The sequence below is a fragment of the Acinetobacter kanungonis genome (genome assembly GCF_009939195.1).
Taxonomy (GTDB): Bacteria; Pseudomonadota; Gammaproteobacteria; order Pseudomonadales; family Moraxellaceae; genus Acinetobacter; species Acinetobacter kanungonis.
Genome location: NZ_JAACKC010000001.1, coordinates 405,006 through 430,088 on the forward strand (window position 1 = coordinate 405,006; position 25,083 = coordinate 430,088).

General features: G+C 39.7%; 13 protein-coding genes and 1 pseudogene. 5 read left to right on the plus strand and 9 right to left on the minus strand.

Annotation, left to right across the window (positions count from 1 at the left end; translation table 11 throughout):
• Positions 1 to 197: 197 nt before the first annotated feature.
• The 4 genes and pseudogenes from GWK51_RS01765 to GWK51_RS01780 all read right to left on the minus strand — a co-directional run bounded on the left by GWK51_RS01765 (position 198) and on the right by GWK51_RS01780 (position 9,905).
• Positions 198 to 4,928 carry an AAA domain-containing protein gene (locus GWK51_RS01765; protein WP_161932437.1) on the minus strand — a complete coding sequence of 1,577 codons (4,731 nt, stop codon included), beginning with the start codon at positions 4,926 to 4,928 and terminating at the stop codon, positions 198 to 200.
• A 239-nt stretch (positions 4,929 to 5,167) separates the two neighbouring features.
• Positions 5,168 to 5,521: pseudogene (locus tag GWK51_RS01770) on the minus strand (IS3 family transposase); the annotation flags it as partial.
• A gap of 98 nt (positions 5,522 to 5,619) precedes the next feature.
• Positions 5,620 to 7,989 carry a DUF262 domain-containing protein gene (locus tag GWK51_RS01775; RefSeq protein ID WP_161932438.1) on the minus strand — a complete coding sequence of 790 codons (2,370 nt, stop codon included), beginning with the start codon at positions 7,987 to 7,989 and terminating at the stop codon, positions 5,620 to 5,622.
• Positions 7,986 to 9,905, minus strand: coding sequence for a DUF262 domain-containing protein (locus tag GWK51_RS01780; protein ID WP_161932439.1), 1,920 nt, complete (start codon positions 9,903 to 9,905; stop codon positions 7,986 to 7,988). The genes GWK51_RS01775 and GWK51_RS01780 overlap by 4 nt, the downstream gene beginning before the upstream one ends.
• 391 nt (positions 9,906 to 10,296) lie before the next feature.
• Here GWK51_RS01780 and GWK51_RS01785 point away from each other — a divergent pair, with 391 nt between their 5' ends.
• Genes GWK51_RS01785 through GWK51_RS01805 form a run of 5 tightly spaced genes read left to right on the plus strand, consistent with a single transcriptional unit; the run spans position 10,297 to position 20,545 of the window.
• A complete protein-coding gene (locus tag GWK51_RS01785; RefSeq protein WP_161932440.1) occupies positions 10,297 to 13,041 on the plus strand; it encodes a nucleoporin FG repeat-containing protein in 2,745 nt (914 codons plus the stop codon).
• Positions 13,041 to 14,048, plus strand: a complete 1,008-nt coding sequence (locus GWK51_RS01790; RefSeq protein WP_161932441.1) for a hypothetical protein — start codon at positions 13,041 to 13,043, stop codon at positions 14,046 to 14,048. The genes GWK51_RS01785 and GWK51_RS01790 overlap by 1 nt, the downstream gene beginning before the upstream one ends.
• 12 nt (positions 14,049 to 14,060) lie before the next feature.
• Positions 14,061 to 17,267 carry a DUF1156 domain-containing protein gene (locus GWK51_RS01795; RefSeq protein WP_161932442.1) on the plus strand — a complete coding sequence of 1,069 codons (3,207 nt, stop codon included), beginning with the start codon at positions 14,061 to 14,063 and terminating at the stop codon, positions 17,265 to 17,267.
• Positions 17,267 to 17,767: a hypothetical protein gene (locus GWK51_RS01800; protein WP_161932443.1), complete on the plus strand. Its 501-nt coding sequence runs from the start codon at positions 17,267 to 17,269 to the stop codon at positions 17,765 to 17,767. The genes GWK51_RS01795 and GWK51_RS01800 overlap by 1 nt, the downstream gene beginning before the upstream one ends.
• 9 nt (positions 17,768 to 17,776) lie before the next feature.
• Positions 17,777 to 20,545, plus strand: a complete 2,769-nt coding sequence (locus tag GWK51_RS01805; RefSeq protein WP_161932444.1) for a DEAD/DEAH box helicase — start codon at positions 17,777 to 17,779, stop codon at positions 20,543 to 20,545.
• Positions 20,546 to 20,987: 442 nt separating this feature from the next.
• On the opposite strand, the gene GWK51_RS01810 is transcribed toward GWK51_RS01805, so the two are convergent.
• From GWK51_RS01810 to GWK51_RS01830, 5 genes are all read right to left on the minus strand, one after another.
• Entirely contained in the window at positions 20,988 to 22,004 is a 1,017-nt protein-coding gene (locus GWK51_RS01810; protein WP_161932445.1) for an HNH endonuclease, read from the minus strand.
• Positions 22,005 to 22,595 (minus strand): class I SAM-dependent methyltransferase, encoded by a 591-nt coding sequence (locus GWK51_RS01815; protein WP_161932446.1) that lies wholly within the window; start codon positions 22,593 to 22,595, stop codon positions 22,005 to 22,007.
• A gap of 76 nt (positions 22,596 to 22,671) precedes the next feature.
• Positions 22,672 to 22,902: a helix-turn-helix transcriptional regulator gene (locus GWK51_RS01820; RefSeq protein ID WP_161932447.1), complete on the minus strand. Its 231-nt coding sequence runs from the start codon at positions 22,900 to 22,902 to the stop codon at positions 22,672 to 22,674.
• Positions 22,903 to 22,988: 86 nt separating this feature from the next.
• A complete protein-coding gene (locus tag GWK51_RS01825; RefSeq protein WP_161932448.1) occupies positions 22,989 to 23,915 on the minus strand; it encodes a recombination directionality factor in 927 nt (308 codons plus the stop codon).
• Between the two features lie 105 nt (positions 23,916 to 24,020).
• Entirely contained in the window at positions 24,021 to 25,082 is a 1,062-nt protein-coding gene (locus tag GWK51_RS01830) for a YqaJ viral recombinase family nuclease (protein WP_161932449.1), read from the minus strand.
• Position 25,083 lies beyond the last annotated feature (1 nt).

A 25,083-nucleotide genomic window follows, 5' to 3' on the forward strand; every position in this document is an offset into this window, starting at 1 on the left:
CTAGTACTTAGAAAACCTAGCAATCAAAATTCAAATATTTTATCGTAAATATAATTGCTTTTTAAACTTAAGCCAAATTTACTTAAAATTAATTAATGTTCAAAGTCATTAATTCGTATCATTTAAAAAAACTACAAACCATATTTGGCTTTGCTGTGTAATGAAACAAAGCCAAATAATTCAAGTATATTAAACAATTACACCACTAATAAATCATCGTTAGTATCACTTTCACTAAAACTTTCAGCTTCACTATCCAACCATACTTTTTGTTCCACATCCTGCATGAAACTACTTGCTCCATGTGTAGGTTTTATACCCATTGCACCTAGTTTTTCCTTTAATGAAATAATCATATTTTCACGTTCAATTGACCAACTTGATGCAAAACATCTCCAGAATGTCCAACCTGCACGCTCCAAAGCTCTTTGACGAATCATGTCATCATGCCATTGTTCAGGTCCATGGTAACTATCACCATCACATTCGATGGCTAAACGTTGGTCTCCATCAGACTCAACGACTAAATCAATTCGATAGCTTCCAACCTTAACTTGTGGAGTAACTGTGTATCCCATTTCATGTAATACCACGAATACAGATTTTTCAAACTCTGATTCACATAACTCCAATTTCGCATCAAATGATGCTTTTTTATCTTCTTGCACATCATAAAAATGATTAAGTAAATTCAGCCTTAAATCTTTTGGAGATATATGATCACGACTCACCGAATGAACAAGATACATCCGTTCACGAGCACGACTTGCAGCCACGTTAAATCTCTGTTCATGATCGGTTCGACTCAAAGCATGACAATTTTCAGGATCTGCTACCATAGACAAGAAAATAATATCTCTTTCTGCACCTTGGAATGCTGAAGCATCTCCACAGGCAAATTGGACCTGAGTAAGAGCTCCTGCACCAAATTCATTCAAAGCTTCTGATTGAATGAACTCAGCCTGCGCTGGCCCTAACAACGAGATCACGCCAATTGATCTATTTGCATATCGTTCATCTTTAAGAAGTAGCTTCATTTCATCAATAATTGCTTTCGCTTCTATTCGGTTAATATGTTTGCTGTTTTTAGATTCTCTATACCCCTGCGGTGTATAAATTGCGACTAAAGCTGGACTTAACTGCTCAGATTTCTTCGATAATCGCATTGGCTTAATACGGTTACCATAAAAGTTTTTATTGCTGTAACTAATGATCGCAGGATGACAGCGGAAATGCTCTAGAAGCATCACACTTGACTCATAGATAGAAGAAGCCATGTCGTATAAAGACATATCTGGTGTTAAATATGCAGCATGTGGCTGACCATGTAGATAACGATTCCTTAATACATCAATTTGAGCACTTGCTAGGCCGACATTACTCGGAGAAACCTGCTTATTATCCCCCACAACTAATAACTTTTTAGCACGCATTAAAACAGGTAATACGTCAATTGATGATTGTGATGCCTCATCCACAATCACTAAATCAAAGAGACCTAATTCAGCAGGCATAGATTCAGATACCTGAAGATGTGACATGACCCAGCAAGGAATAGCTGCTGTTGCCTCTTTAAGGGCTACTTGAGCATCTTTTCGATAACGTGGAGCATTCTTGCCTGTCCCTTTTCCATAGTGTTGTACAGCAATTTTATAACGCTGTAATGCAACTAAAATCTTATCTGAGGCATTTTCCTTTAATGCCAACCACGTCTTGTTTGCTGCCAATTGAGCATAATTTTGAGACAGATTCTTCTCGTGAATACGACGACGCTCATACAAATTTTCAATTCGACTTGTATTACTAATCGTCATTACAAAAATCTCAAGACGTTTCCATTCCCAAGCCTCGAGCAATGTATTACGTAATATAGGGTCTTCCATTTCTTCGGCGTACGGAATCTCAAGAATCTCTTTGCTAAGAATCAAAGCATTTGTTTGGCTCAATTTAGTACTGGCTGATTTAACTCTTTCAAAATCTTCAGTTAAATCTTTCAAATGTGCCAATTGCTTTAATAGATCAGCATATTCTCTGAGTTCATTTTCATACAGCGAATCTGAATCAATCTGAGATACAATTTTTTGCAGGCGATTTGATATTTTATTATCAAACTCTGATAGATAAAGTATTTGATCAGACAGATGCTGCTGATAGACTTCTAAATTAAATATTTTTAACTTCTGGCCTAACAATTGAATCAAGTCATCAATATTTTTAGGTAATCCATAGAAATCAAAAGATTTAGCCCTACTAAAAACTTTTAGATAATTGGCACCAAATACATCCAAATACTTATTTTTAAAATCTAGGCATTTTTGGGTTCTACTGATGAGCTGTGTGAACTCTTTTAATATTTGATCGATACCACGATTATTTAACTCAATTAAAGGAATATCTAATTGTGCTGCAATACTATTCCATTTGCTCATAAAAATATTAAGAGTCTGCCTTCTATCAATATATTCTTTAACTCTTTTCCATTCATCTGCCGTATCAGGATATTTTCCAGAAACTTTAATTGACTTAAATAATTCTTGTAATTCAGCAGTACCAAAATGATACCAATTAAATGGCTTACCTGTATCAACAGCTCGTTGAACAGCTTGGTATTCTTTTGAGTTTGGGTATATCTCAAAATTCAGCTCTATGGGATCAGTTAATAGTGATTTTCTGTATTCCAATAAAGGTTGAACTTCTTGAATAAGGTTGGTATAGATATCCAGCTCCACAGCCTTATCTTCTGAATTTATCTTTTTGAAATAGCTCAATAACCATGGTTCTGAATGATCAAGAACAAGGTTTAGATCTTCCAGATAAATCTTTAACCAATCTCTTAGCTCATTAATTTCTACTTCAGAAGTAATTTCCTTGAATCTATGTTGGTCATTTTGCTTTAAGAATTCCTCAATCTCATCTTTTTCTTTTAAGAATTCACTTAATTTCTTGAGACTGGTCGAATCTAATAATCTCTCAGGAACTGGCAGAGGACCATAATTTATGTATGGTAAATCTGTACCTATTTTCTTCCTTGAGTCTCTCAATTGAATCAATTCAATCTGGGAAAAAGGAAATTGGTCTTTTTCCTCCAAAGTTAATTGGTCTGCAAACCATGAGTAAGATGCTCTACTTTCTAATACCGTTTTCACGATATCCATAGGTAATTTTTTATTACCATCCACCTCAATATTCTGATAATGCTTTTCTGCAAAGTTATATATTTCTCGATCAATCAACGCCATTTCATGATGGTTATGATCTATCTGTTGTTTTAGAACTTCGATCGTTTTTCGAACTTCTGCAACATTCATCTGGGTAATTTTTTGCACAATCAAATCAATTGAAGATTCAAGCTGATTTTTACTTTCTTTGCTTGTACCAATGCGACTGACTACTAAAGGCTTTAATTCATCAGGAATCTTTTCATGTACTGTTTTAAGGACATGTGACTGCTGTGCAGTGACCAGTACTTTTTTACCATTCGCCAAATAGTGACAAATAATATTTGCGATACTATGTGTTTTACCCGTACCTGGGGGACCTTGCACCACTACACCGCTGCTGGTTAGCAGATTCTGAACAATAGTAATTTGTTCTTTGTTATAAGGCAGCGGGAAATAAAGCTCTTCAACTTTTGATCCGAATCCTTCGGTACCAGAACGGCCCCTAAAACTGTAAGTCTCTTTTTGATTAATATCGTTTTTTAATTCTGTCACTAACGATAAAGGTTGTTCAGGTATAGCAACAGATGGATCATTAAGTTTAGTTTTCAATAACTCAATGTCATCACTTAAAATAGAATTTCTTTTAGGACGACTAAATAATACTGATGTTAATGTCACCACTAGATTTTTAGATGGTATCGCCCTATTTTCTGCTTCAACAATTACTCCTCTTGAAAAAATATTCGCAACGAAAGCTTCAACTAGATCAGAGTAAGTTTCCCCTTCAAATAGTTGTAATGAGCGACCATTATTTAAGTTTTCTTTTAAAGCTAATTTTACTTGTCCTGAAGTAGGCAGATCATCCTCTAATAAGATGGCATCCATTTCTATATTGGCACGTGTATCTTTGGCACCTACACGTATTAATCCATTTTTTTCTATCTCCATTTCTAATGGAATAGTAATGAGAGGATATGAATAAGATTTTTGAGTCGTTGGAAGTACCCAGTCAACTAAGCCTAAGCCTGCAACGATCTCTTCACCATCGCCTGTTCCACCTAAATTAATCGCTGTATTCCATGAGAATAATTTGTCATAAACAACAATAGATTTTTTAATCTCATCGTTATTTTGTTTCCAATCTTCCCAACTATTTTGATAGCTTTCGAATTCTTTGAACAGCTTCTGAAGTATGTCAATTTTAGTAATCAAATCACATGCCACGCTACTGTAGGGCAAGCGGAATTGATGAACTTTTTTGAAAGATACAATCTTATTTAAACTAGAAAAATTAACAGTAGGTTCTTTTTCGGCATCAACATGGATATAGGAAGAGAGTATTTCGGATGGTTTCGGCATCGATTTAAGCTGTAAGCGTTCAATTTGGAACCACCAATCGCCATCATTCAGAATCTTTAAGCCATGAAGTTTTTCTAGATCATGAGAATAAAATCTATTACCACTAATTTCATATTGAATTTTTTGAGTATCCTCAGCTTGGTGAGATACATAATCCAATAATTGAATCAGTTTATTCTTAGCAATGTTGTTCAATTCAAGTTCACAGTTCATCTTCGGTCTTTCTGAGTTTTTATCTAACGGCATTATAGCCAAAGACCAACGATAGGCTTCATCTTTTGAAAAAATATCTTGATTTTGATATAAGAAAGCATTCACCTCTTTCTTTTCAATACCAATAATTTTAGAAATTTCTCTGCCGGTTAGTTTAGGTTGGTTACTCAGAATATTCGTTATTAAATCCTTCACGTTATAAATTTTTCCAAATTATTTAAAAATAGATAAATTTTATCTTTGTTAGCATCTTAAAGGTATATTTCCAAATGCTTAGAAAGTGTTATTTTTTAGGTATATAAATTCAATGGTTTATTTATATTTAAACAGCTATTATTTAAGTGAGATAGCGTCAATTGAGCCAATATGACAATCTGAACCATACCGGGTTTTTCGGAGATAGTTTGTTTAAGTTAGGCAGCCTAATCTAAAGGTTACATTCTTTCATAATACATTGCTTCAAATTGAAATGGCGAAATATATCCAATCGCACTTTGTAATCGTTTTTTGTTAAATCAATCCTACCAATTCAACATCAGCTAAACCAATGTAATCAGATTTTAAATATTCAATCACCCCAAATTTATCTAAGCCATTCACTGTCTCAGCCAATGCATTGTCGTATGAGTCACCCATTGTACCTACTGATGTCTGGTATTGGCTGCTTCTAATCGATCAGTATAACGAATAGCCGAGTAATGTAAGCGTCTGTCGCTATGATGAATCACCTTTTCAGGCCTATCACTGCTATGAAGTGCTTGCTCAAGTACATCCAAAACCATATCCGTAGGACTTATTCATTTGGAAATTATATTGCTGAATAAGCCGTCATGAATTGGTTTGTGTAACAAAGCCTTAAAAAAGTGATAATAGATTTGACTGACTTTTACGCTACTCCCTCTATAGCATTTTTTACTTTAACCCAATTTACTATCTCATTTTGAACGTTATTGAAAAGGCTGAAGGGATCAATATCCTGATTCAATTCCAATAATTGTTCATTACCATGCGGATCCAGGCCATAAAACTCAGCTAAAAATTGACCTTGGTAAAATTTAATTTTTAATGTTCCATTGTTCCAATTTTTGAGTAAAACAGCTGGTTTATCGATACTATTTGCAACGTATTCATAATCGAGAGCCGCATTCGCATCATTTATTTTATTATTTATACCTTGTTGCTTTAGCTCTAAATATAGGGCATAAGTTCTTAGCTCGGCATGTGCACCATTCATCTGTCTAGAACTCAGTAAATAAATCTCATCATGGCTGATAAAACGGATTTGATATTTTTGACAGTAGCCAATCGCTTCAGGATGCTTGATAAAATATATTCGCCAGTCATCAACTTGAAATCCGTAGGTTTCAATAATGTCATCTAAACTATCCACATTAAAATCTACGGGAAGCTCATCCAGTAATCGCTGGAGTATTTGTCGTTTATTAGCACTATCAAAGACTTTACGCCAATTTTCGTTTCTATGTCGTACTGTTCTATATACTTCTCGACAGAAAGTTCTGTTCGCTCCATCTTTGGCCAGATAATTATCAAAACTCAATAAACTTCGTTGCAAACGGTATTGGTCATCATCTAAAAACTCTTTGGAAAAGAGTTTAAATGCTTTATCGGCATAGTTTTTAAATGTTTCTGGACAGACTTTTTGACTATTTTCATGTCTACTAAACTTAATTAAGAAATCAATTTGTCCATAAAAATAGTCATGTTGCTCGTAAGGCTTAAATAAGGACTTCCATTTTTCATCTTCCAAAATTAATTTTGATTTTTCAATTTCATGTACAAGATGATGGTCATCAAAAGCTATTTCAAATCTTTTAAATTCTTGCGAATCTTTTTGTAAAGCCGCAAGTTTTTCCAACACTGTCCCTTTACCAATAGAGGCCGCTAAACTATTTAAACCCTGAAGTACTTTAATCAAATTACTTTCAGCATTGTAGTAACCCTTCGCATTATTTACGAGTCTTGCGCTGATGTTAAACCAGTCACTAAATTGTTCGAATCGATCAATATGCTGAACGTAAAAGTATAAAATAGCAAAGTGGGCCTGATCTAAATATGAACTTGTTCCAGACTTGAACACTTGCCCGAGTATAGTTTCAATCTCTAATCCTTCGTTATGCTGAATTAGCAAATCAAATAATCGTGAAATATTCTTTAGGATTTCTTTTAGACTTCCATCAGAACTTTTTAAGATTCTTTTATATTCTTCACTTGATACGAATAAGTTCTTTCTTAACCGGCTTAACAATGATTTTTCATCAACTTCAGGTGTAGGATCTGATGATTGTTCAGACTGCTGTTTATTCTTATGGTCAATGTCTTCATTTCTGTAAAAATGACATAGCAATACTGATTTAAAAATTTGCATAAACATGAAATCAAAATCAAATACTTCATTCTTTTCCCTTGAATCCTCAAATTTACATTTCAAATTCCATAAAAAATCAGTCCACTCCCGATCCAATTTAGAAAAAAAATCTTTTCTGACCTGAGCATCAATTTTATCTTCAGTATAACCTTGTAGCCAAGCTTTAAAGTTTTCAAACTCTGTTAATTGCACCCCACGCGCATTCATTTTGATATAGAGTTCATCTGTTAATGCAAAGTCATCCATACGTAAAAAGTAAAATGTCAGTACTTGATGGGTGACCAAGTTGTCCCACATTTGTGCCGCATTATAAAGTTGTAAATTCTGCTCTTTAGCATGGAATTGCAAGTCTATTTCGTCCAGCATTTCCAATATAGATTGTACAGTCGGGTCTTTTTTCCAAATCGAAAAATACCACTCTTCATTCTCAATCTGTTCCGACAGCTTCTTCGCGTGGTCATGATTCCAAATACACTTTAAATTGGGTGCTTGCTCAATCAAACTTTTTATAAAGTCTCTTGAACTTGTACGAGTCTCATAGCTAAATCTCAGTAGTTTTTCTTGTATTGTTTTATCTAGAATAGCATCAGATTTCCAGCCTAAATACCAATGCAGCAAAAACAAGGTTGTTAATCGCTGCTGACCGTCCAGAAGTTTTAACTGCTCATCAACAACAGAACCGTAAACGAAGTCCAAATCAAATTTATGACTATTTTGATTTATCTTTTCAAATAAATGCTGGATAAAAGTTTTTCTGATTTGCTCAATCTTAAGATCATCCTTGCGGCCTTGCGCATAATCTCGCTGAATGATCGGTACGATAATTTTAAATTCTTCTACTAGACGCCAGAATGTATATTGACTGCTCATGCTTTGCCCCCAAAATCTAAACCATATCCTTTGAAACATTCCAACCATTGGGCTTTATAATTGCTGCGGTCGATCTCATCCCATTTGTACATTTGGCTGACATCATCACTAAAATATTTTGAAAAGACCTGTTGCGTAGCTAAAGGAATAAATTTTCCCTGATGTTCTTTCTCGAACTTGCCTTTATTTTCGAAATCCACAATACGTTGCCGTTTAGTCAGGAAGATCTGATTTCCGATGGATCGGTTCACCGATGCTGGCAATAGGCATAAATTGTCGAGTGTTTGGATTGCTTCTTTAACGTCACCAACAATTTTGGACAGCTCGTCAAGATATTCTTTTCTAAGTGATTCTGTATCGGCTGGCTCTACAGCTAAAGCTTGCTGATAAGCAGTCAGTTTGGTATCCAACAATCCTTTATAAGACTCCGGTACAGCATCGAGAATGGCTTTTTGCTCATTCAACCAGATTTCTCTTTGTGCATCACTTGGTAGATCCAAGCTTTGTTGTGCATGAATATGCTCAATATCCCATTGACAATTGTTATAGGCGTTAAAAGAAAATCTGGTTTTATGTTTCTCATTAATATAAATATTAAATAGCATCAGCAAACCAATAATTCTTGGTCTTTGACTAGATGAAAGATAATCCACTTTGGTAAAATCTAACCGTGTACTATCTTTATTCCCCTTAAATAATCGTTCAAGATAATCTCTCTGAATATGTGATTTTAAGATTTGAACAAATTGATCTCGTTTCGCTTTTTTGGACTCCTGCCAGAGTACGTTAATGGTTTTAATTTTCTGCCCAATGATAAAGCCAATCAAATGATATAGTTGATCCTCTTTAAACCACTCCGCTAAACGATGAAAACCCTGCAGTACTTCTGTCCACTGCTCTTCTATTTGGCAACTCGATGCATTTTTGAGTTGATTCGCAAAATAGAGAAATGTCTTATGATTTAATTGCTGTTTGTCTTTACTTTCTTCCGCCAGCAAATCAAAAATTAGCTCAATACGGGTATGTTTATTGGTTCCTTTATGCGGGCTTAAAAATGCCCAAAATTCATCATCCTGCAGTGTCTGTTCAATTAAGTCCCATTGGCTAGCCATTTCAAATTGTTTTTGTTTGCCAATCCCGTAATGATGATAAGCTTTTATTACTCTCTGTAGAAAAAGCGCTTTTATTAGTTCTGCATCTGTAAGGGCAATTTTTCCCTGATTGAGTCGAGTAAAGATTTCAATTGAATGCTGTTGGCTGTCCTTGTTGTGGTTACTGCGTGCCATGTACCAAATGACTTTTGTTTTGTGGAGCAGCTTATCACGCCATATATCCTTTTTTTCTTGTGATTTAGTTGCGAACCAATCATGAACAGTTTTATAAGCTTGATAGAAATAGTAGTTGTCAATATGACTAAACTTAGGTCCTTGTTCAGTATAGTTGAGTTGAACCAAGTCATTTAAGAATTGAGAACTCTCTTGTCGAGTTTCATAATGTAAAGTGAAATAGGGTTTATTTAATAAATAACTAAGAATAATGAAAATAGTGGTCATGCGTTGCTGACCATCAATTAATTCCCAAAAAGCAGTTTCTTTGCCTTCATGCTGTATAGATTTGCGCTTAACCACCACAGGCTGTAAGCAATAGAACTCATTCTCGTTTTTTGGCTCAAATTCCTCAATGTCATTCAGTAGGGCTTCGACTTGTTGCGTTTTCCACTTATAACCACGCTGATAACTATCGACAAAAAAATTACCTCCCTCCAGTTTTGCAATAGCTCTAAGTTCCAGTCTATTTTCTCTTGTCTTTAGATTCTCGATAATACCGTTTAGTGAAGTTTCAGCAAACTCGGTTAAATCCGGATTGTCATTGAGTAAATTTTTAATTTGAATAAGTAACTGTTCTGTATTCATCATTTGCCCTCCTCGTAGATATTCTATAAAGATTAATTTTTCATAACCTATTGATAGGACTTATCGTAACCACACGTGCCAAGTATATAAAAAAGTATTAAATGCTCTACAGTCGATTTGATTGAAATTCTATTTTCTATAAACCTTAAGTTGAATATTTACATGGAAAACTATACTCGAAGCATTTGAGGCAGCTTCAAGATGAAGTTATCTCATGTCTAGGGTACTGAGAGCAGTCCAAATATCAAGCTTTCGTTAGATTTTATATAATTTCGTTTAGTAATTTCAGTAATATGGATTGAGTAAAATTAAAAAATTATTCAGACTACTACAAACACTAAACACTTAATCTCATGGCCACTCTATAGTCTAAGAGATGAAATAGGAAAGCAAAATGCTAGGACTTACCCTACGTGATGAATTTCGAGGGAAACGCCTCAAAGGCACAGCCATTGAACTCTCTAATGACTCAAATACTGGAGCAACCCAAATTGCTGCCCAGCAATTTTTAGAAATTACTTACCCAACTCATGATCTTTTGAAGGGTATAGAAGCTGTAGGGCCACATAAAGGTAGACCGGTCGTTGTGATTGGTGAACGTGGTTTAGGTAAGTCTCACTTAATGGCTGCACTCTATCATGCTGTCAATGATCCAACATCAACTGGGTTATGGCTGAAATCTTGGGCCAACACCCTAAACGAATCAAACATCAGTAAGATCACCTTACGAGAAGGCATGTTAGTTATTGGAGAAAGCCTGCATCGTCAACGCTACAAATTTTTGTGGGACTTGCTTTTCGAACGTCACCCACGTGGTGAGTTTATCAAAGGGAAATGGGAGGGTATGGGAACAGCAAAAACTGATATCCCTTCCGATAAACTCATCATCGAACTTTTAGAACATACTCCAACGATGTTATTACTGGATGAGTTTCAAACTTGGTATGACGGTCTCACCAACAGCAAACAATATCCTTGGAAAAACTGGGCCTTCAATTTCATTCAAATTCTTTCAGAAATTGCAAAAGAAAGACCCGATTTATTAGTTCTGGTTATTTCGGTCCGTAATGGCAGTAGTGATGCATACCAGCAAGTTCACCGTGTCAATCCGGTAGCTATCGATTTCAAAGCTGGTGGAAATGCAGAACGGATCCAACAAGATCGAAGACGAATGCTTCTTCACCGTTTATTCGATAATCGATTACAGATTTCAGGAACCTTAATTGAGTCATTGATTGCTCAGCATGTTTCAGAGTATTTTCGTCTTTTGGATGTTCCACCAGCCGAACAAGATCGTAAACAAAAAGAGTTCACAGAATCTTGGCCTTTTGCACCTCACTTATTACGCTTGCTTGAAGAGCAAGTACTTATCGCTACTGATGCTCAAGAAACTCGAGACATGATTCGTATCTTGGCCAATCTATATAAAAGTCAGGGCGAAGTTGTACCAATACTAACCGCCGCTGATTTTCGCCTTGATGATGATGCGTCAGGTATTGGGGCATTACTTGATTCAGTATCCAATGAACACCATCGGACACTTCGAGAAAAAGCCCAACACAATATTATTTCGGTGACTGAAACAGTTTATGACCACAAACATATCACGCCACATCTTCAAGAGATAATTGGTGCTTTATGGCTCCGGTCAATTGCAGTTGGCAATCTCGCAGGAGCCGATCCCGCTACGCTGCAAATTGATATCACAAGAAATAAAACCGTTGATGACAATGCATTTCAAGTTGAACTAGCCACTATTGTTGAAAACAGTTTCAATATTCACCAAGATGGCCAACGCATGGTCTTTCGTGAAGAAGAAAACCCTCGTGCAAAACTAATGGCTTGCGCGCGAAACGACAAACTGTTCACTGATGGTTCAGATCAGTTCCATCTTACGAAACAAATCCGGTACGTCATAGGTGGAAGTGATGAAGTAGCAAAAAACTTCCGAGTGATTGCCCTACCCAAGTCTTGGCAAGCTACTCCGTGGGTATCACTTGATGAATCTGAGATCCCAGATCGGTGGGATGAGCGCCTACCTATATTGGTTCTACCAGAAGAACCTAATCAGATTGATCCAATATTGGGACGCTGGCTCAAGGATCATTTGCAAAAGCGCCGGAATACTGTTCGCTTCCTTATCCCACGCTCGGGCTCTACAAATGCATTCATGGATAGAGATCTACTCATCCTTGCTCGTGCAGAAATGAAAGCTCAAGAGTGGAGTGGTCAGAACCCAGAATTCAAGAAGTTGCAAAAGGAATTTGAAGGGATATTAAGAGACAATCTTAAAAAGCGCTTTGACCGTTTTGCTGTATTAGCCAGATACGATCACCAGAACCCTCAACAATCTATATTCAGCATAGAACACCTGAGAAAACAGGGTAATGAGATTCCTGAAAATATAGAAGAAACTCTGGCTAATGATTTATTTGTTCCAGAAGATTTTGAAGACTTAGTACTTGAAGCTGCCAAAGAAAATACTCCTCTTGGTAAACTCCTACGTGAACTTCAGGAACCTCGTCCTGCTGGTCAAGATTGTATCCCTTGGCTAGGTGAAACCTCTGTGAAGGAGCGTATCTTACGTTTATGCGCACGAGGTAAGATTGCTATAAATTTAAGACACCTTGAACAACTTCAAACTCACCCAGGAGAAGATGAAGACACCGCTTGGAAGAGATTGCGACCAAAATTATCTTTTACAGGACGTCAGCTTGATGAAGTGTTCTTAATGGAACCATCAGCAGTCTTGTCAACTGGCGGATCCACCTCACCGGCACCCCAAGCTCAAGATGCTGCAACTACTGGAAATATTTTTAATGGCAACCAAAGCCAACCAACAAGCCCTTCTAGTTTCGGAACAATTGCTTCTGGGGAGAATACAACGCCTAATGGTGGCAATATTTTTGGTGGAGGCACCGCTCCTACAACAAAACCTCGAACACCTTTTTACAACCCATCGACCTCTCCTCTTAATTTAATTGGCAAGCTTGAAGGTTGGGGAATCGGTCCTGCCACTCCTGTAACAGAAGTTTCACTCAAAATTTCAACGCTCAATGGTGCTCAATTAAAAGAGCTTCTTAAAAAGTTACCCGATGGTATGACTTTCGAATTGAGTCTTGAGAAGGAGGACAACTAATGACTCTCGATGCTGGTATCTTGCATAGCCTGACTAAGGGGACAACTTCTGATGCTTGGCGTTATATCATTGATCGTACTCTAGAAATTTCTTCAAAACCACTCACCGAAAGCAATGCATCTAATGAAATCATCAAACGTGACCGTGAGATTGGTAAACTAGATCTTTTCCTTGCCTCAAGTGGGTGGGATTTATGGCAAAATTTTGGTCAGAAAGATATCAGCGGTGTTGAGCGCACATCAGAACGGTTAGCACGATGGTGGACTGAGCCTTTTGCTGCTAAAGCAGTTTTGATTCTCGATGCTTTAAGCTTACGCGAACTTCCATGGTTATTGCAGGGTGCAAAAGAACGTGGCTTCACCCTGCATAATGTAACAGCCACAGCTTCGGAATTACCTAGTGAAACCAATGAATTTGCACGCGCATTAGGTTTAACTAGTCGCAGTCAGTTACAAGCAAATGGTGGTGGTTTGGGGCATTATCTTCAACCAGCTCAAACTGAAACCATCGATTTACCGTGGAAAGACTGTGAAAGCCTTATAAGTAACACGTCAGGTGCAAAAAACTGGGTGTTTTGGCATCACTGGCCTGATGCCAAGTTACATGATTACTGTGCTGGGCAAGGGCTTGAACTGTTAACTAAAGATGCGGCTCAACAACTTTCCAGTGATGACTTTTGGTCTTTTGTTGAACGGCTAGCCACAGGTCGACGTCTAGTGATCACTTCAGACCATGGCTACGCTGCAACAGGATACTTCCCTGATGTTGATGGTGAAGTTGCTGCCTATCTTAAAAAGACATTCTCTAGTGGTCGAAGTAAAGCTGGAAATGGCGATACCAGTCCATTTATGCCACCAGTTGCAATGCACATCGACAGCCCTCATGGGCCTCATTTGTTGGCGGTCGGCCGAAGAAAATGGCGCAGTCAAGGGGGCTACCCATCACTAACGCACGGAGGGCTTTCCCTGTTAGAGGTACTCTCTCCATTTATTGAGCTTACGAAATAAGGAATGCCCTGAATGGCCACTAAAAAAGAACTACTCCAACAAGAAGTTGCCAAAGCTGTTGGCGCGGGGAAAGCTGTCGCACTTGAAACCGTTGATTTCAACAATCCAAATCGCCCTAAGACTTGTCTTGAGGTCGACTTCCCTATCCTGCCAGTTAATCAGGTAGCAATTATAGAAGGCAATGCTGGTAAACCAATCTACCAAATGTCCAAATACTGGGCTCGGCGTAGATCAAGTGTTTTTCGCTCAATGTTAATTGCAGCAGCAACAAAAGCACCAGATGATAAATCACATGCAGCAAAACTTGTTTGGGACAACTACTACGCAAATCACCAAAAAAAAGGGGCTTTCAAAGATCTAAAAGTTGCTGACATTTTCATGGGTGGTGGTACCACCTTAGTAGAAGGGTCCCGTCTAGGCATGCAAATGATCGGCAACGATCTAAATCCCGTGGCGTGGTTCGTGGTCAAGCAGGAACTGGCGAACGTCGATCTGGAGGAAGTGAAAAAGCTTCTTGCCGATATTGAGGCCGAAGTCAAACCTCAGATCATGCCTTACTATTATTGCGATGGCCCAGAAGGTGAAAAAGGCTCCTGGACACATCTACCAACAGGCAAAGTCATGCCTAATGATTTTGACCCTCTAACAATCTCTCATGAAGAGCGAAAGAACTATAAATACGAAGGTCCAGAAGCTATCTATACCTTCTGGGCAAAGCATGGTCCATGTCAAGTGACCGGTTGTGGGCATCGTACACCAATCATGACTAGCCCAGTTATGGCTGTGAAGACTCTTAGTGTCAAATATTGGGAGTATAACTGTAACAAATGCAGTGGTAATTTCCATGTTGAAGAGAATGCAGCACGGATGGCTCCTGATGCCCCGTTGTTCGTAGCCCCATCAGAGCCCCCTTTCTCTATTCTCGACCATAGAAAAGGAGTAGTTTGTCCTCATTGCAACCATACTGAAATGGTTAATCTTGGAAAAGGTAAGAACAAAAAGGTAGAATTGAGCCTACTTGTACATCCGCAATGGTTAGCAGGCTCACCTAAGCAAAATGAGCATGGACAGCCTTATGGAGGCTCAGCTCAGGATGATGTAAGTTCAACGAATCGTTGGAATACTGAGCGCTCATCGAAAATTCGCCTACTAGAAGTACGTGGAACACTACCAGAAGAAGTGACTTGTCCAGAAACAAATATCTCTTTTTCACCCAAGAATGGAACAGTTCCAAAGAAATCTCATTATGCATGTGCAGCATGCGGTTCGGTGCAAGATGTATTAACTACAATCAAAGCAACAGGTAAAACTGGACCAATGGCTGCCTACGCAGTTCAAGGATATGCCCCAAAACGAGCAGGGGTGAGCAAACCATACAACGGCCGATTTTTCGCCCCTTTCAACTCTGCATTCTCACGACAATACGACGCTGCTCTTACTGAATGGGAAATACGAAAAGACTCCGACCTCAAAGATTATTGGCCTCGCTCAGAACTACCATATGGTTTCATGACTCACCACCTGCAAGGTGGAGTTCCAAACCATGGTTTCACTCACTGGTGGACGATGTTCAACCCTCGCCAATTACTAGCGCATGCTCAACTTCTTAAAGCGATTGTTAACATCGGGAACTACGACTGGCAAGTACGAGAATATGTACTTGGAGCTTTCCAAAACTTTTTAAGGAATCAAAATTCACTAGCATTTTGGCACATGAAACTCGACAAATTGGCACCAGCCATGTCGAACAGCAACTTCCACCCCAAAAATAATGTTGTTGAAGTAGGTGTCTTTCCCCCTATGGGCTATGGTCCTTGGTCTTCCACATTTGAAGTTTTGTTCAAGGGTGGTGAATGGGCAAAAACACCATGGGAAGTAGTTAGTGCTGAGTATTTAGGTCGTCATGCACCAAGCATCGCAGGTGAAATTTCTGGGAAAAGTGAGAAAGTTTACCCAGGAGACTCTCTGCTTGGGGCCCAAACATATTGTGGCTCTTCCACCGAACTGACCCAAATTGAGAACAATAGCCTAGATCTAGTAATCACTGACCCTCCTTTCGGTGGCTTACTTCACTATTCCGAATTAGCGGATTTTTTCTACGTCTGGCTGCGTCTGGCTCTTAAGGATAAATATCCAGAAATTTTTAGCCCAGAATACACGCCCAAGTCACTTGAAGCAGTCGCCAACCGAGCTCGTGAACCAGAAGATGCTGATGGTTTTTATCAGAGATTGCTAACTCAATGCTGGCGAGAAGCTAATCGTCTATTGAAACCTAGTGGCATTCTAGCCTTCACATTTCATCACAGTGAGGATGAACCTTGGGTAGCTGTATTAGAGTCTTTGTTTGAGGCAGGTTTCTATCTTGAAGCAACTTACCCTATACGCTCTGATGAAACAAAGGGCGAAGGAGAGTTTGGCTCAAGAACCATCGAATATGACATTATCCACGTTTGTCGAAAGCGCACCGAGGAATCTAAGCCTGTGAGCTGGGGACGAATGCGACGTGAAGTAATGGCCGATGTACGTCAGCTACAAGCAATGTTGGAAAATCACGCTAAAGAAGGATTACCTGCAGCTGATATTCAAGTAATCCGACGAGGTAAAGCACTAGAATATTTTTCACGTCACTATGGTAAAGTATATGTTGATGAAGGCCGAACTATTTCTGTAAAAGAGGCTTTGGTCGGTATCAATCAGCTTATCGATGACGATGCTGACAAAGGTAAAGAGCCACCGCCAGTGAACTCAGAACCTATGACTCGACAGTTCCTCCGTACCTTTGGTACTGCCAATGAGCTAAAGCGTGACCAATTACAAAAGTTTCTACGCGGTTCAATCACCACTACCGATGATTTTGTACAACGAGGATGGTGCAGCGAGGTGAAAAAGGTCTTCACCCGTACCTCTCCACTCGATTTCGCTAGAGACTGGCAGGGTAAACATAAACGTAAGCTCACTTCCGATCTAGACCAAGCTTTAGTTCTGATAGGGGCTTGCGTAGATGGTAGTGGTATTAACGCAGCAGACACGTTGAAGAATGAAAACTTCAAGCCTCATGTAGCATTAAAACCACTCTTAGAATGGCTGCAAAAAAATAGTCCAGATCAAATTACTCGAAATGCAGCCTCTCGAGCTGTATCAATTTTCAACACATGGCAGGCAAGCCTAGCTCCTAAGCCAATGCAAGGTTCACTGTTTGATGATGAGGAATATGCATAATGAGGCAGATTCTCGATACAGTATGGCAAAGACGCGGCACCAGCTGGCTATGGGATGAAGAAGCACGTAATACCGTGTGCAAAGCTAACGAAGTGTGGAGCTTACGCCAATTTTTACAAGCCTCTGCTCAATGGCCAGAAGACCTACCTAGCAATGACAACCAAACGCTAGTAGTTGCAGGATTGGAAGGTAGTCTAGATTTGTTGTCCCCTGAACAAGGTGAGCTTTGGCTTGGCGATACGATAAAACGGGCTATCCTTTCTTTCCAGGACGCCTTTGGCGGAGAGGCTGCTTTAATCTTCTGGCTACCTCAAGGAGATAGCCGTTTAAAGGTGCAAGTTCCAACTGAGGCTGTATCTTGGTTGTGCGAAGCACCTTTCAGAGGTAGTCAGCTAGACTTCGGTCGCCTGCTTTGGGGTGAGGCAAACGAATACCCTCAAGAAATTCTTTTGCGTGAAGGCGCAAAAGCAGCTGGGCTATTCCATTTACGCATTACTTGAGGTTAGTTCGTGATAGAAGAAGTTGCTTTTCAACCCGGTGAAAGAATCACACACCCTGAATTGGGTCAAGGTGTTGTTCTTGAGCCAACACGAGATGGCTACTTACGTGCATTCTTTAGCGTGGGTGAACGTCGTGTCCCTGTTGATTCACTTCAACGCCAACTATCGCGCTCCGAGCGTATATTGCGCAGTGTTGAGGGTGGTACTGAACGCTCGCGCAATGCGTGGCTTTCTTACGAGGCCCATGCCCTACCCATAATGGAAAGTGCATCTGCGCTTACCTCCGCTAAGATTGATCTTCTACCACACCAAGTAGTTCTAACTCACCGAATTGCAACCGCCTCTCCGCGTCGCTACCTGATAGCCGATGAAGTGGGGCTCGGTAAAACTATTGAAACTGCTCTTATATTGCGTGAGTTAGCCAGCCGCGGTGAACTAAATCGTGCGTTAATGGTGGTTCCTGCAGGGCTAGTAAACAACTGGCATCGTGAATTAAACGAGGTGTTTAATCTCAATTTTGAAGTATTCGGTTCTGAAGGGGATATTACCGACCGCAAAACAAATGCTTTTGCCAAACACGATAGACTCATTGCCAGTATCGACACCCTTAAGCGACCTGCACGTATTAAAAAACTACTTGATGCCCCACGATGGGATCTGGTTGTATTTGACGAGGCCCACCACCTCACGGCAATACGTACTGGTGGAAAGGTTAAAAAGACTGAGAACTACAAACTAGCTGAAGCATTAAAAGACCACTCTCGTGATTTGCTTCTGCTCTCTGCTACACCACATCAAGGCAATCATTTTCAATTTTGGATGCTTGCACAACTCTTAAATCCAACTCTTTTTGGTAGTCCAGATGAGATGTTGGAACATAGACACCGTCTCAATACGGTTATGTTTCGAAGAACCAAAGCTGATGCATGCCAACCAGATGGCTCCCCGCTATTTGCACGTCGATGGGTACATACCGAATCCTTTTTAATGAATCATGAAGAGAAAATCTTCTATGAAAAACTTAGAGAGTATTTAGAAGATGGTTTTGACTTAGCTCGTCGACAAGGAAATCAAGGACGTGCACTCGGTTTCTTGATGGCAATTTTCCAAAAAATTGCCGCATCCAGCTTTGCTGCTGTTCGTCGAACGCTCAAGCGCCGCTTACTCATGCTAACGCTTCACGAGGCGCATTTGCGTGATAAAGAGCTCGATATTGATGGACGTGAACGCCTCACCAATGAAGCAAGAGCAATGATCCACGAACAATATGATCTATCCCACGACATTATGGGGAGCAGTGAAGTTGATCGTATCCTTGCTGATTTGAAATATCGACTAATTAAGAAATTAGATGATGAAGCATTGGAAATGGCTTCCAATCCATACGGCAACGAATGCTCAGTGGCTCAAGCAGAAGAAGCCGCCTCAGACGTTGTAGAGTTACACTTACCAGAAGAACGCATGCGCATTGACGATCTGCTGCGTATTTTCCCACATCAGCGAGAAACCAAAGCACAGAAACTACTTGATGGATTAGGCTTTCTATGGAGACAAAATCCACAAGAGAAAATCGTTATATTTGCCACCTATCTCGGAACTGTCGATTTAATTGCCCGTGAAATTGAGCAAGCCTATCCTGGTCAGGGTGTAGCTGTACTCCGAGGTGGTGACCACGGAGCAAAGTTAGCTGCTGAGCGTAAATTCAGATTGAAAGACGGGCCTCGTGTACTTGTTTGTACTGCTGCTGGACGCGAGGGTTTAAACTTACAATTTGCACGAATCTTATTCAACTTTGATTTACCTTGGAATCCAATGGATGTAGAGCAACGTATTGGACGAATCCATCGGTATGGGCAAAACCACACGGCACAAGTATATAACCTCGTTTTATCCGATACCATCGAAGGTCGGATTTATCTCATGCTTGACGAAAAGCTGACAGAAATTGCAAGAACCGTAGGGAAAGTTGACGATCAAGGTAATGCTGCTGAAGACCTACGTGCTCAAATTCTCGGTCAATTATCCGAACGACTCAATTACGACCGACTCTATCAAGAAGCCTTGTCTGATCCAGAACTAAAAAGAACACATGTTGAATTGGAAGCAGCTTTATCTAACTCTCAAGAAGCTCGACAGGTCGTTTTTGATTTATTCCAAGATCTCGAAGGTTTCAGCCTCGATGACTACAAGCCATTCTCGGATGTTTCATCGAGCCTAGACCGCTTGGTACGCTTCTTATCAGCAGCTATTGCTGATCGACAGCAACGCTTAGTCAAAATAAGCGATGACACATATGACCTTGAAATGCGTGACGGGACCCGTCGTGCGAGATTCACTCTAAATCGTGACACTGCAACTAGCAATGAGAATATTGAATTGCTTGGAATTGATCACCCTTTAATTCAGGAAGAGCTTGGGCGTTGGCGAGGTCTACCTCCTGAAGATATTGGTCTAGCCGTTTCAGGCGATGTAAATTCACCTGTTTTACTTACTTTCTGGTTGGTTGAAACATCTACAAGCCATGGCGAACGTCGAATCATTATGCAACCAATTGCTGTAAAGCAAGATGGCAGCCGAATTCCAACTATTGAACGCCATGCTGAACAGTACTTACATGCACCTGCAAACAATCCAAAACTATCTTATAAGCAGCGTAAAGAACTCCTTAATCAGATAATTGAACCAACGTTGCAGCGTGAACTGAGACATAAAGGAGCTGCGACTGGTAATGGTAGTTATATGGCTGAATTAATTGGATATGTTGAGATCACAAACTGAAAGATAGTCTGAGTTTGTAAAACTATTATGATCAAACTGAATAAATCATAGCAGAAATATCCTTATAAAATTTGATTATTCAGGATGATACTTTATTGTCTCATTACAGCTCAGCATTGTTTTCATCAAGCACTAAAAAGCCAATGTCTTCGCCATCCACCAATTTATAGGTAAAGTTAATTGCTTTTCAAAAAAAAAGATATGCCCATAGACATGAAAATCGTCTGCACCTATTTTGCCACGTAAGGTATTGGCAATATGCCATCGTTGTTTTTGTAGCTGTTACAGTTGTACTTGGGTCATTGTTATAGAAATCCAAAGAAAATATTAAAGCGTAAATAGTTTACCGAAAATTAAAGATTTTTCAGCAAAAAAAAAGGGAGAAAGACAAGATTTGCCGTACTCCAATGAGATCGAGCTGATCTCAAAATTGTATTGAAAATTAACCACTCCACAGTATATATCCATTTTCTCGCGCTTGTTGGTAAGCCCAATCAGCGACACGATGTGATCGCTGTAAATCCGTTAAAAAGCCTAGCTGTGATATTTCTGTAGCAATGATGTGGTCATGTAAGTGATTACGCTCAACCCATAAAGCTCTAAAATTTTCAGAGGCTAAATAATTACTCTTTTTCGCATTACACTTGTCATCAGCAAGTACAAAATTATGTCCCGTATCTGCGGGATATAAAGACCATGGAATAAAATGATCCACTGCATGTTTAGAATGTTTCAGGTTTTTAGCACAGTAAAAGCATTTACCATCTTGCAAGTCTAATAAAATATGTGCCACTTGCCCTAACTGACTCCGAATCGGAGCAAACATAAACTCATTTAAATCAGGTAATCCGTCTAACACAACTAAATTTTGCCGATTCGCACGAATATAGTCGATCCATCGCTTTTGGCAGAGCTCTTCAATAATTTCACTGAATTGTCTTAAACAGTACATAGCTTGGGGCAACAAGTTCAGTTGTTGCTTTGAGTCTTGCACGCGATAGAGAAATTCATGCGATTGTCCATTAACATTTTGCAGGTAAACCACTGGCATTTGCTTAACTGTTGCCGCAATGGTCTTCTTTAGTTTTTCCCAATACAAAATATCTCTTCTAACTGCAGCGATGGTCTTAAATTGTTGTTGTGCATTTCGAATGATATTAACAATTGAGGCTTGCTTACCCGTACTTTGTTGAAGAATAAAAGGATCATGCTGATTAAACTGAAATGGCAAAGACTGCTTCCAATACAGATCAATAAACTTCTCTGCAATATCTTGGTAGCCCAGGCTTATGCTATCCCCGCAGTCTTGACCTTGTTCAATCACAAGACGAGTCAAACTCATCAATAAGGCAAATTTATAGGTCGACGTGAATGTGCCAGACTGCAGAATTTGTTGAATATGTTTTAGAAATCGTAATTGCTCTTGAGCTGTTGGAATTGTCTGATGTGCCGAGATCATTTAACCCACCTGCTTCTTTAAAAGTATATTGAGCCATTCTTCTGTTCGATCTGGGCGTTTATCTAAAGTAATCCATTGTTGTAAAAGCAGTACACCATCTAATGCTGATAATAAATCCTGTGCTTGCTGTTCATTTAAATCAGTAAATTGCCGTCCATCTTTCTCTCTATCATTTTCCCCATATTTAAATGACATATAGAGCACTCCATTTAGCTTTAATGCATTTATCATTCTTCCAACGACTTCATTTAATTGATGCCGCTCACAATGCAATAAAGATGCACATGCCCAAATACCGTTAAACTTAGACTGATCGGAAAAATCATAGAAGCTCTCTAATCGCACTTGCTGGCCCGTCTGGTGGCTTGCAAGTGCGACTAACTCTTTCGAATAATCGAGTGCTTCTACTCGATACCCTTTTCGCTTGAATGCTAAAGTATCTCGACCTGAGCCGCAGCCCAGATCGAGTATGAGTGCATCCTGAGGTAAATATTGTATAAAGGCTTGATATAAGCTTTCCATATCGACATTCAATGTCGCATTAAAAAATTCAGTAGCATTTTGATTGTAATAATTAAGCGTTTGATTCATTTGCTGCTTTCATTCTACTTTGAATGCAGTCTAGTCTACTAAAAAACAAAAAAATAAGGGAACCGAAGTTCCCTATTTATTCTCGACTCGCCAACTTGTCTTCAATCCACTGATTGATTTCCCAAGCTGACCAGCCAATTCGATTTTGTGTAATTTTAACTTTCTTTGGAAATGTAGGATCATAATACGGTGAATTTTCATCCATCATTTCATAAATCGTTGAACGACAGACCCCAACAAACAGTACAACTTGCTTAATATTCAATAATTGATTCATTTGAAATGTCTGACCTGTAAACGCATTCATGATGTTTTTCTCCTAATCATTGATGCGAGCGGCAATTCGCTCAGATCATAGGCACACTCCTTATTTTTTTATGTCAGCATGGCTGTTCAGGCTTTCCCTACCGCCCTGACACTCTGCTGTAAGCCCTGCTGAAGATCCTGAACTTGCGTGAGATCAGGCTCATTTTTGGGATTTTGCGATAATGCTTCTCCTGCATAAAACTCCTCCACGATCTCCAGTCCCTCCTCCCCATCCACCTCGAACTGGGCATTGGCATAACCTTGTCGTGCCATCTGATCTAAAGCGCTTTGGTTAAACCCAGCCGCTTTACTCTGCTGGTCAATTTCTTTGGCGGTTTGAATGGCTTCTTGTAAATGAACCCTATCTCTGAGTGTCAGGTCCACGTAATACACAGGCGTACGATAACTTTGAGTGGTAGATTTACCTCGAAGGGTGAGCTGTAAAGGTAGACAGGACAACAAGCCATTAGAGGCCGCATGGTAATAACGCAAGCGTGCTGCCAAAGTGCGGATACTGTTAAAGCCTGTGGTTCTAAAGATGAAGGTGCCAAACTCATCTGAGTCATCCAGATTCACATACAGTCGTCCATAGGGTTTGCACAGCCCGCCTTGTGCTAAAGGACAAAGGTCTGGCGATGGACAAGGATGCTGTTCAACACCTTGTTGAGTCAGTCTTTGGCAGGTTTCTCCATTTCCAATACACACGGGTCGACCTGTTTGTTTATCAAATAAGCTGTACTCGGCTCTTAAGTTGAGATCAGGATCATTAAAGATCATCCGTACAGGAATGCTACGGAGCTTCTGATTTTGAGCTTGAGTTTGATTTGAATTAGAGGCTTTAGCGCGAAGCTGTTCATCTAGAGGATGTTTGATCCATCCATCTTTGCTCTGGATTTGGCTGGTAATGGTAAATTGATCATCCTTTTCAGGCAGTCGTTTACCATTCTTTTCCACAATTTTGCCGATACTGATCCGACCGAGAATCGGTGGGGTAATCGCAAGTCCTTTAATCATGTTGATTTCCTCTGTTCATTCTTGATTTAAAATTGAATCGACATAAAAAAGCCCATGCCGTGATGGGCATGAGCACTTGTGTATGTAGGAACATTTTTGCTTAGGCTAAGTTGCATCACTATAGATTTGAAAACGCCGTGCGCCTTGTTTGGTGTTTGGAAATTGATTCAGATATTCTGGATGCTTTAGCAGTAAGGCTTTTGCATCTAAGCTGATGGAGTCTTTGGACTTCTTCCACGTCACCGAACCTGTTTTAAAGGTGGCACGTTCAGTTTTCTGCATCTTGGCTTGCAACTGATGTTTGAGTAGATCGAACTGTTCCTGATGCTTTTCGATTTGATTACGTGCTTGAAGCAGTTGCTCAAACTGTTGATTGGCTTGTTCGTCTTCAGACAAATCCGTGGTCGAAAGTGGCACATGTTCTGGATAGAGTAATTGCAAGGCTTTGGCGGCCGATTCACTGGCATCGGCTTCAGGGGGAATATCTTTTTCTACGCAGTCCCAGAAGTAGCGTTCCGCATTGACAATATGTTGGATCACCGATTCTGAACGGGTCACTTTAAAGATTCGGGTTTCATGTCCACAGAGTAAGATACAGATATGCGCGGCCTGTTTACCTGTCACCGCCAGTTGGTGTTGCACCTGACACAAGACATATAAAGGCACACCATCCCGCCACAGTTTAGCCCCATATTCCCCGGCGGTTTTACATTCCAGAATTTGTACTTCCTCACTCCCCACTACCGAGTAATCCAGATTGGCGAGCATGAAGTATTTATCAGAATCTGGGTGTTGTAGGACAGCATTGACCCGACGAACTTTAGAATTGGTGTGTAGGCTGTAGTATTCCGCGACTAAGGGTTCTAAACGCTTGCCCCAATACATCGGCGCATGGCCTTCACTTTCATCTTCAAAGTTAGGCTGAATCCGTCCTGTCTTTAGCATCCAAAGCTCTAGCATTGACATATAGGGATTGAGCCCACAGGCTGCAGCACAGTCACTGCTACCAATGCCCTGCTTACGGACTTCTAACCATTCGGCATAGTTTAGCGTTTTGGTATTCACTAAACGTTTCGCAGTCAAGGGTCGTGTTGATCGTGGCGGATGGGGATAAGGTTTTAAGGTATTGTTGTTGATACTGTTGTGTATTGGGTGGGGATGATTCATT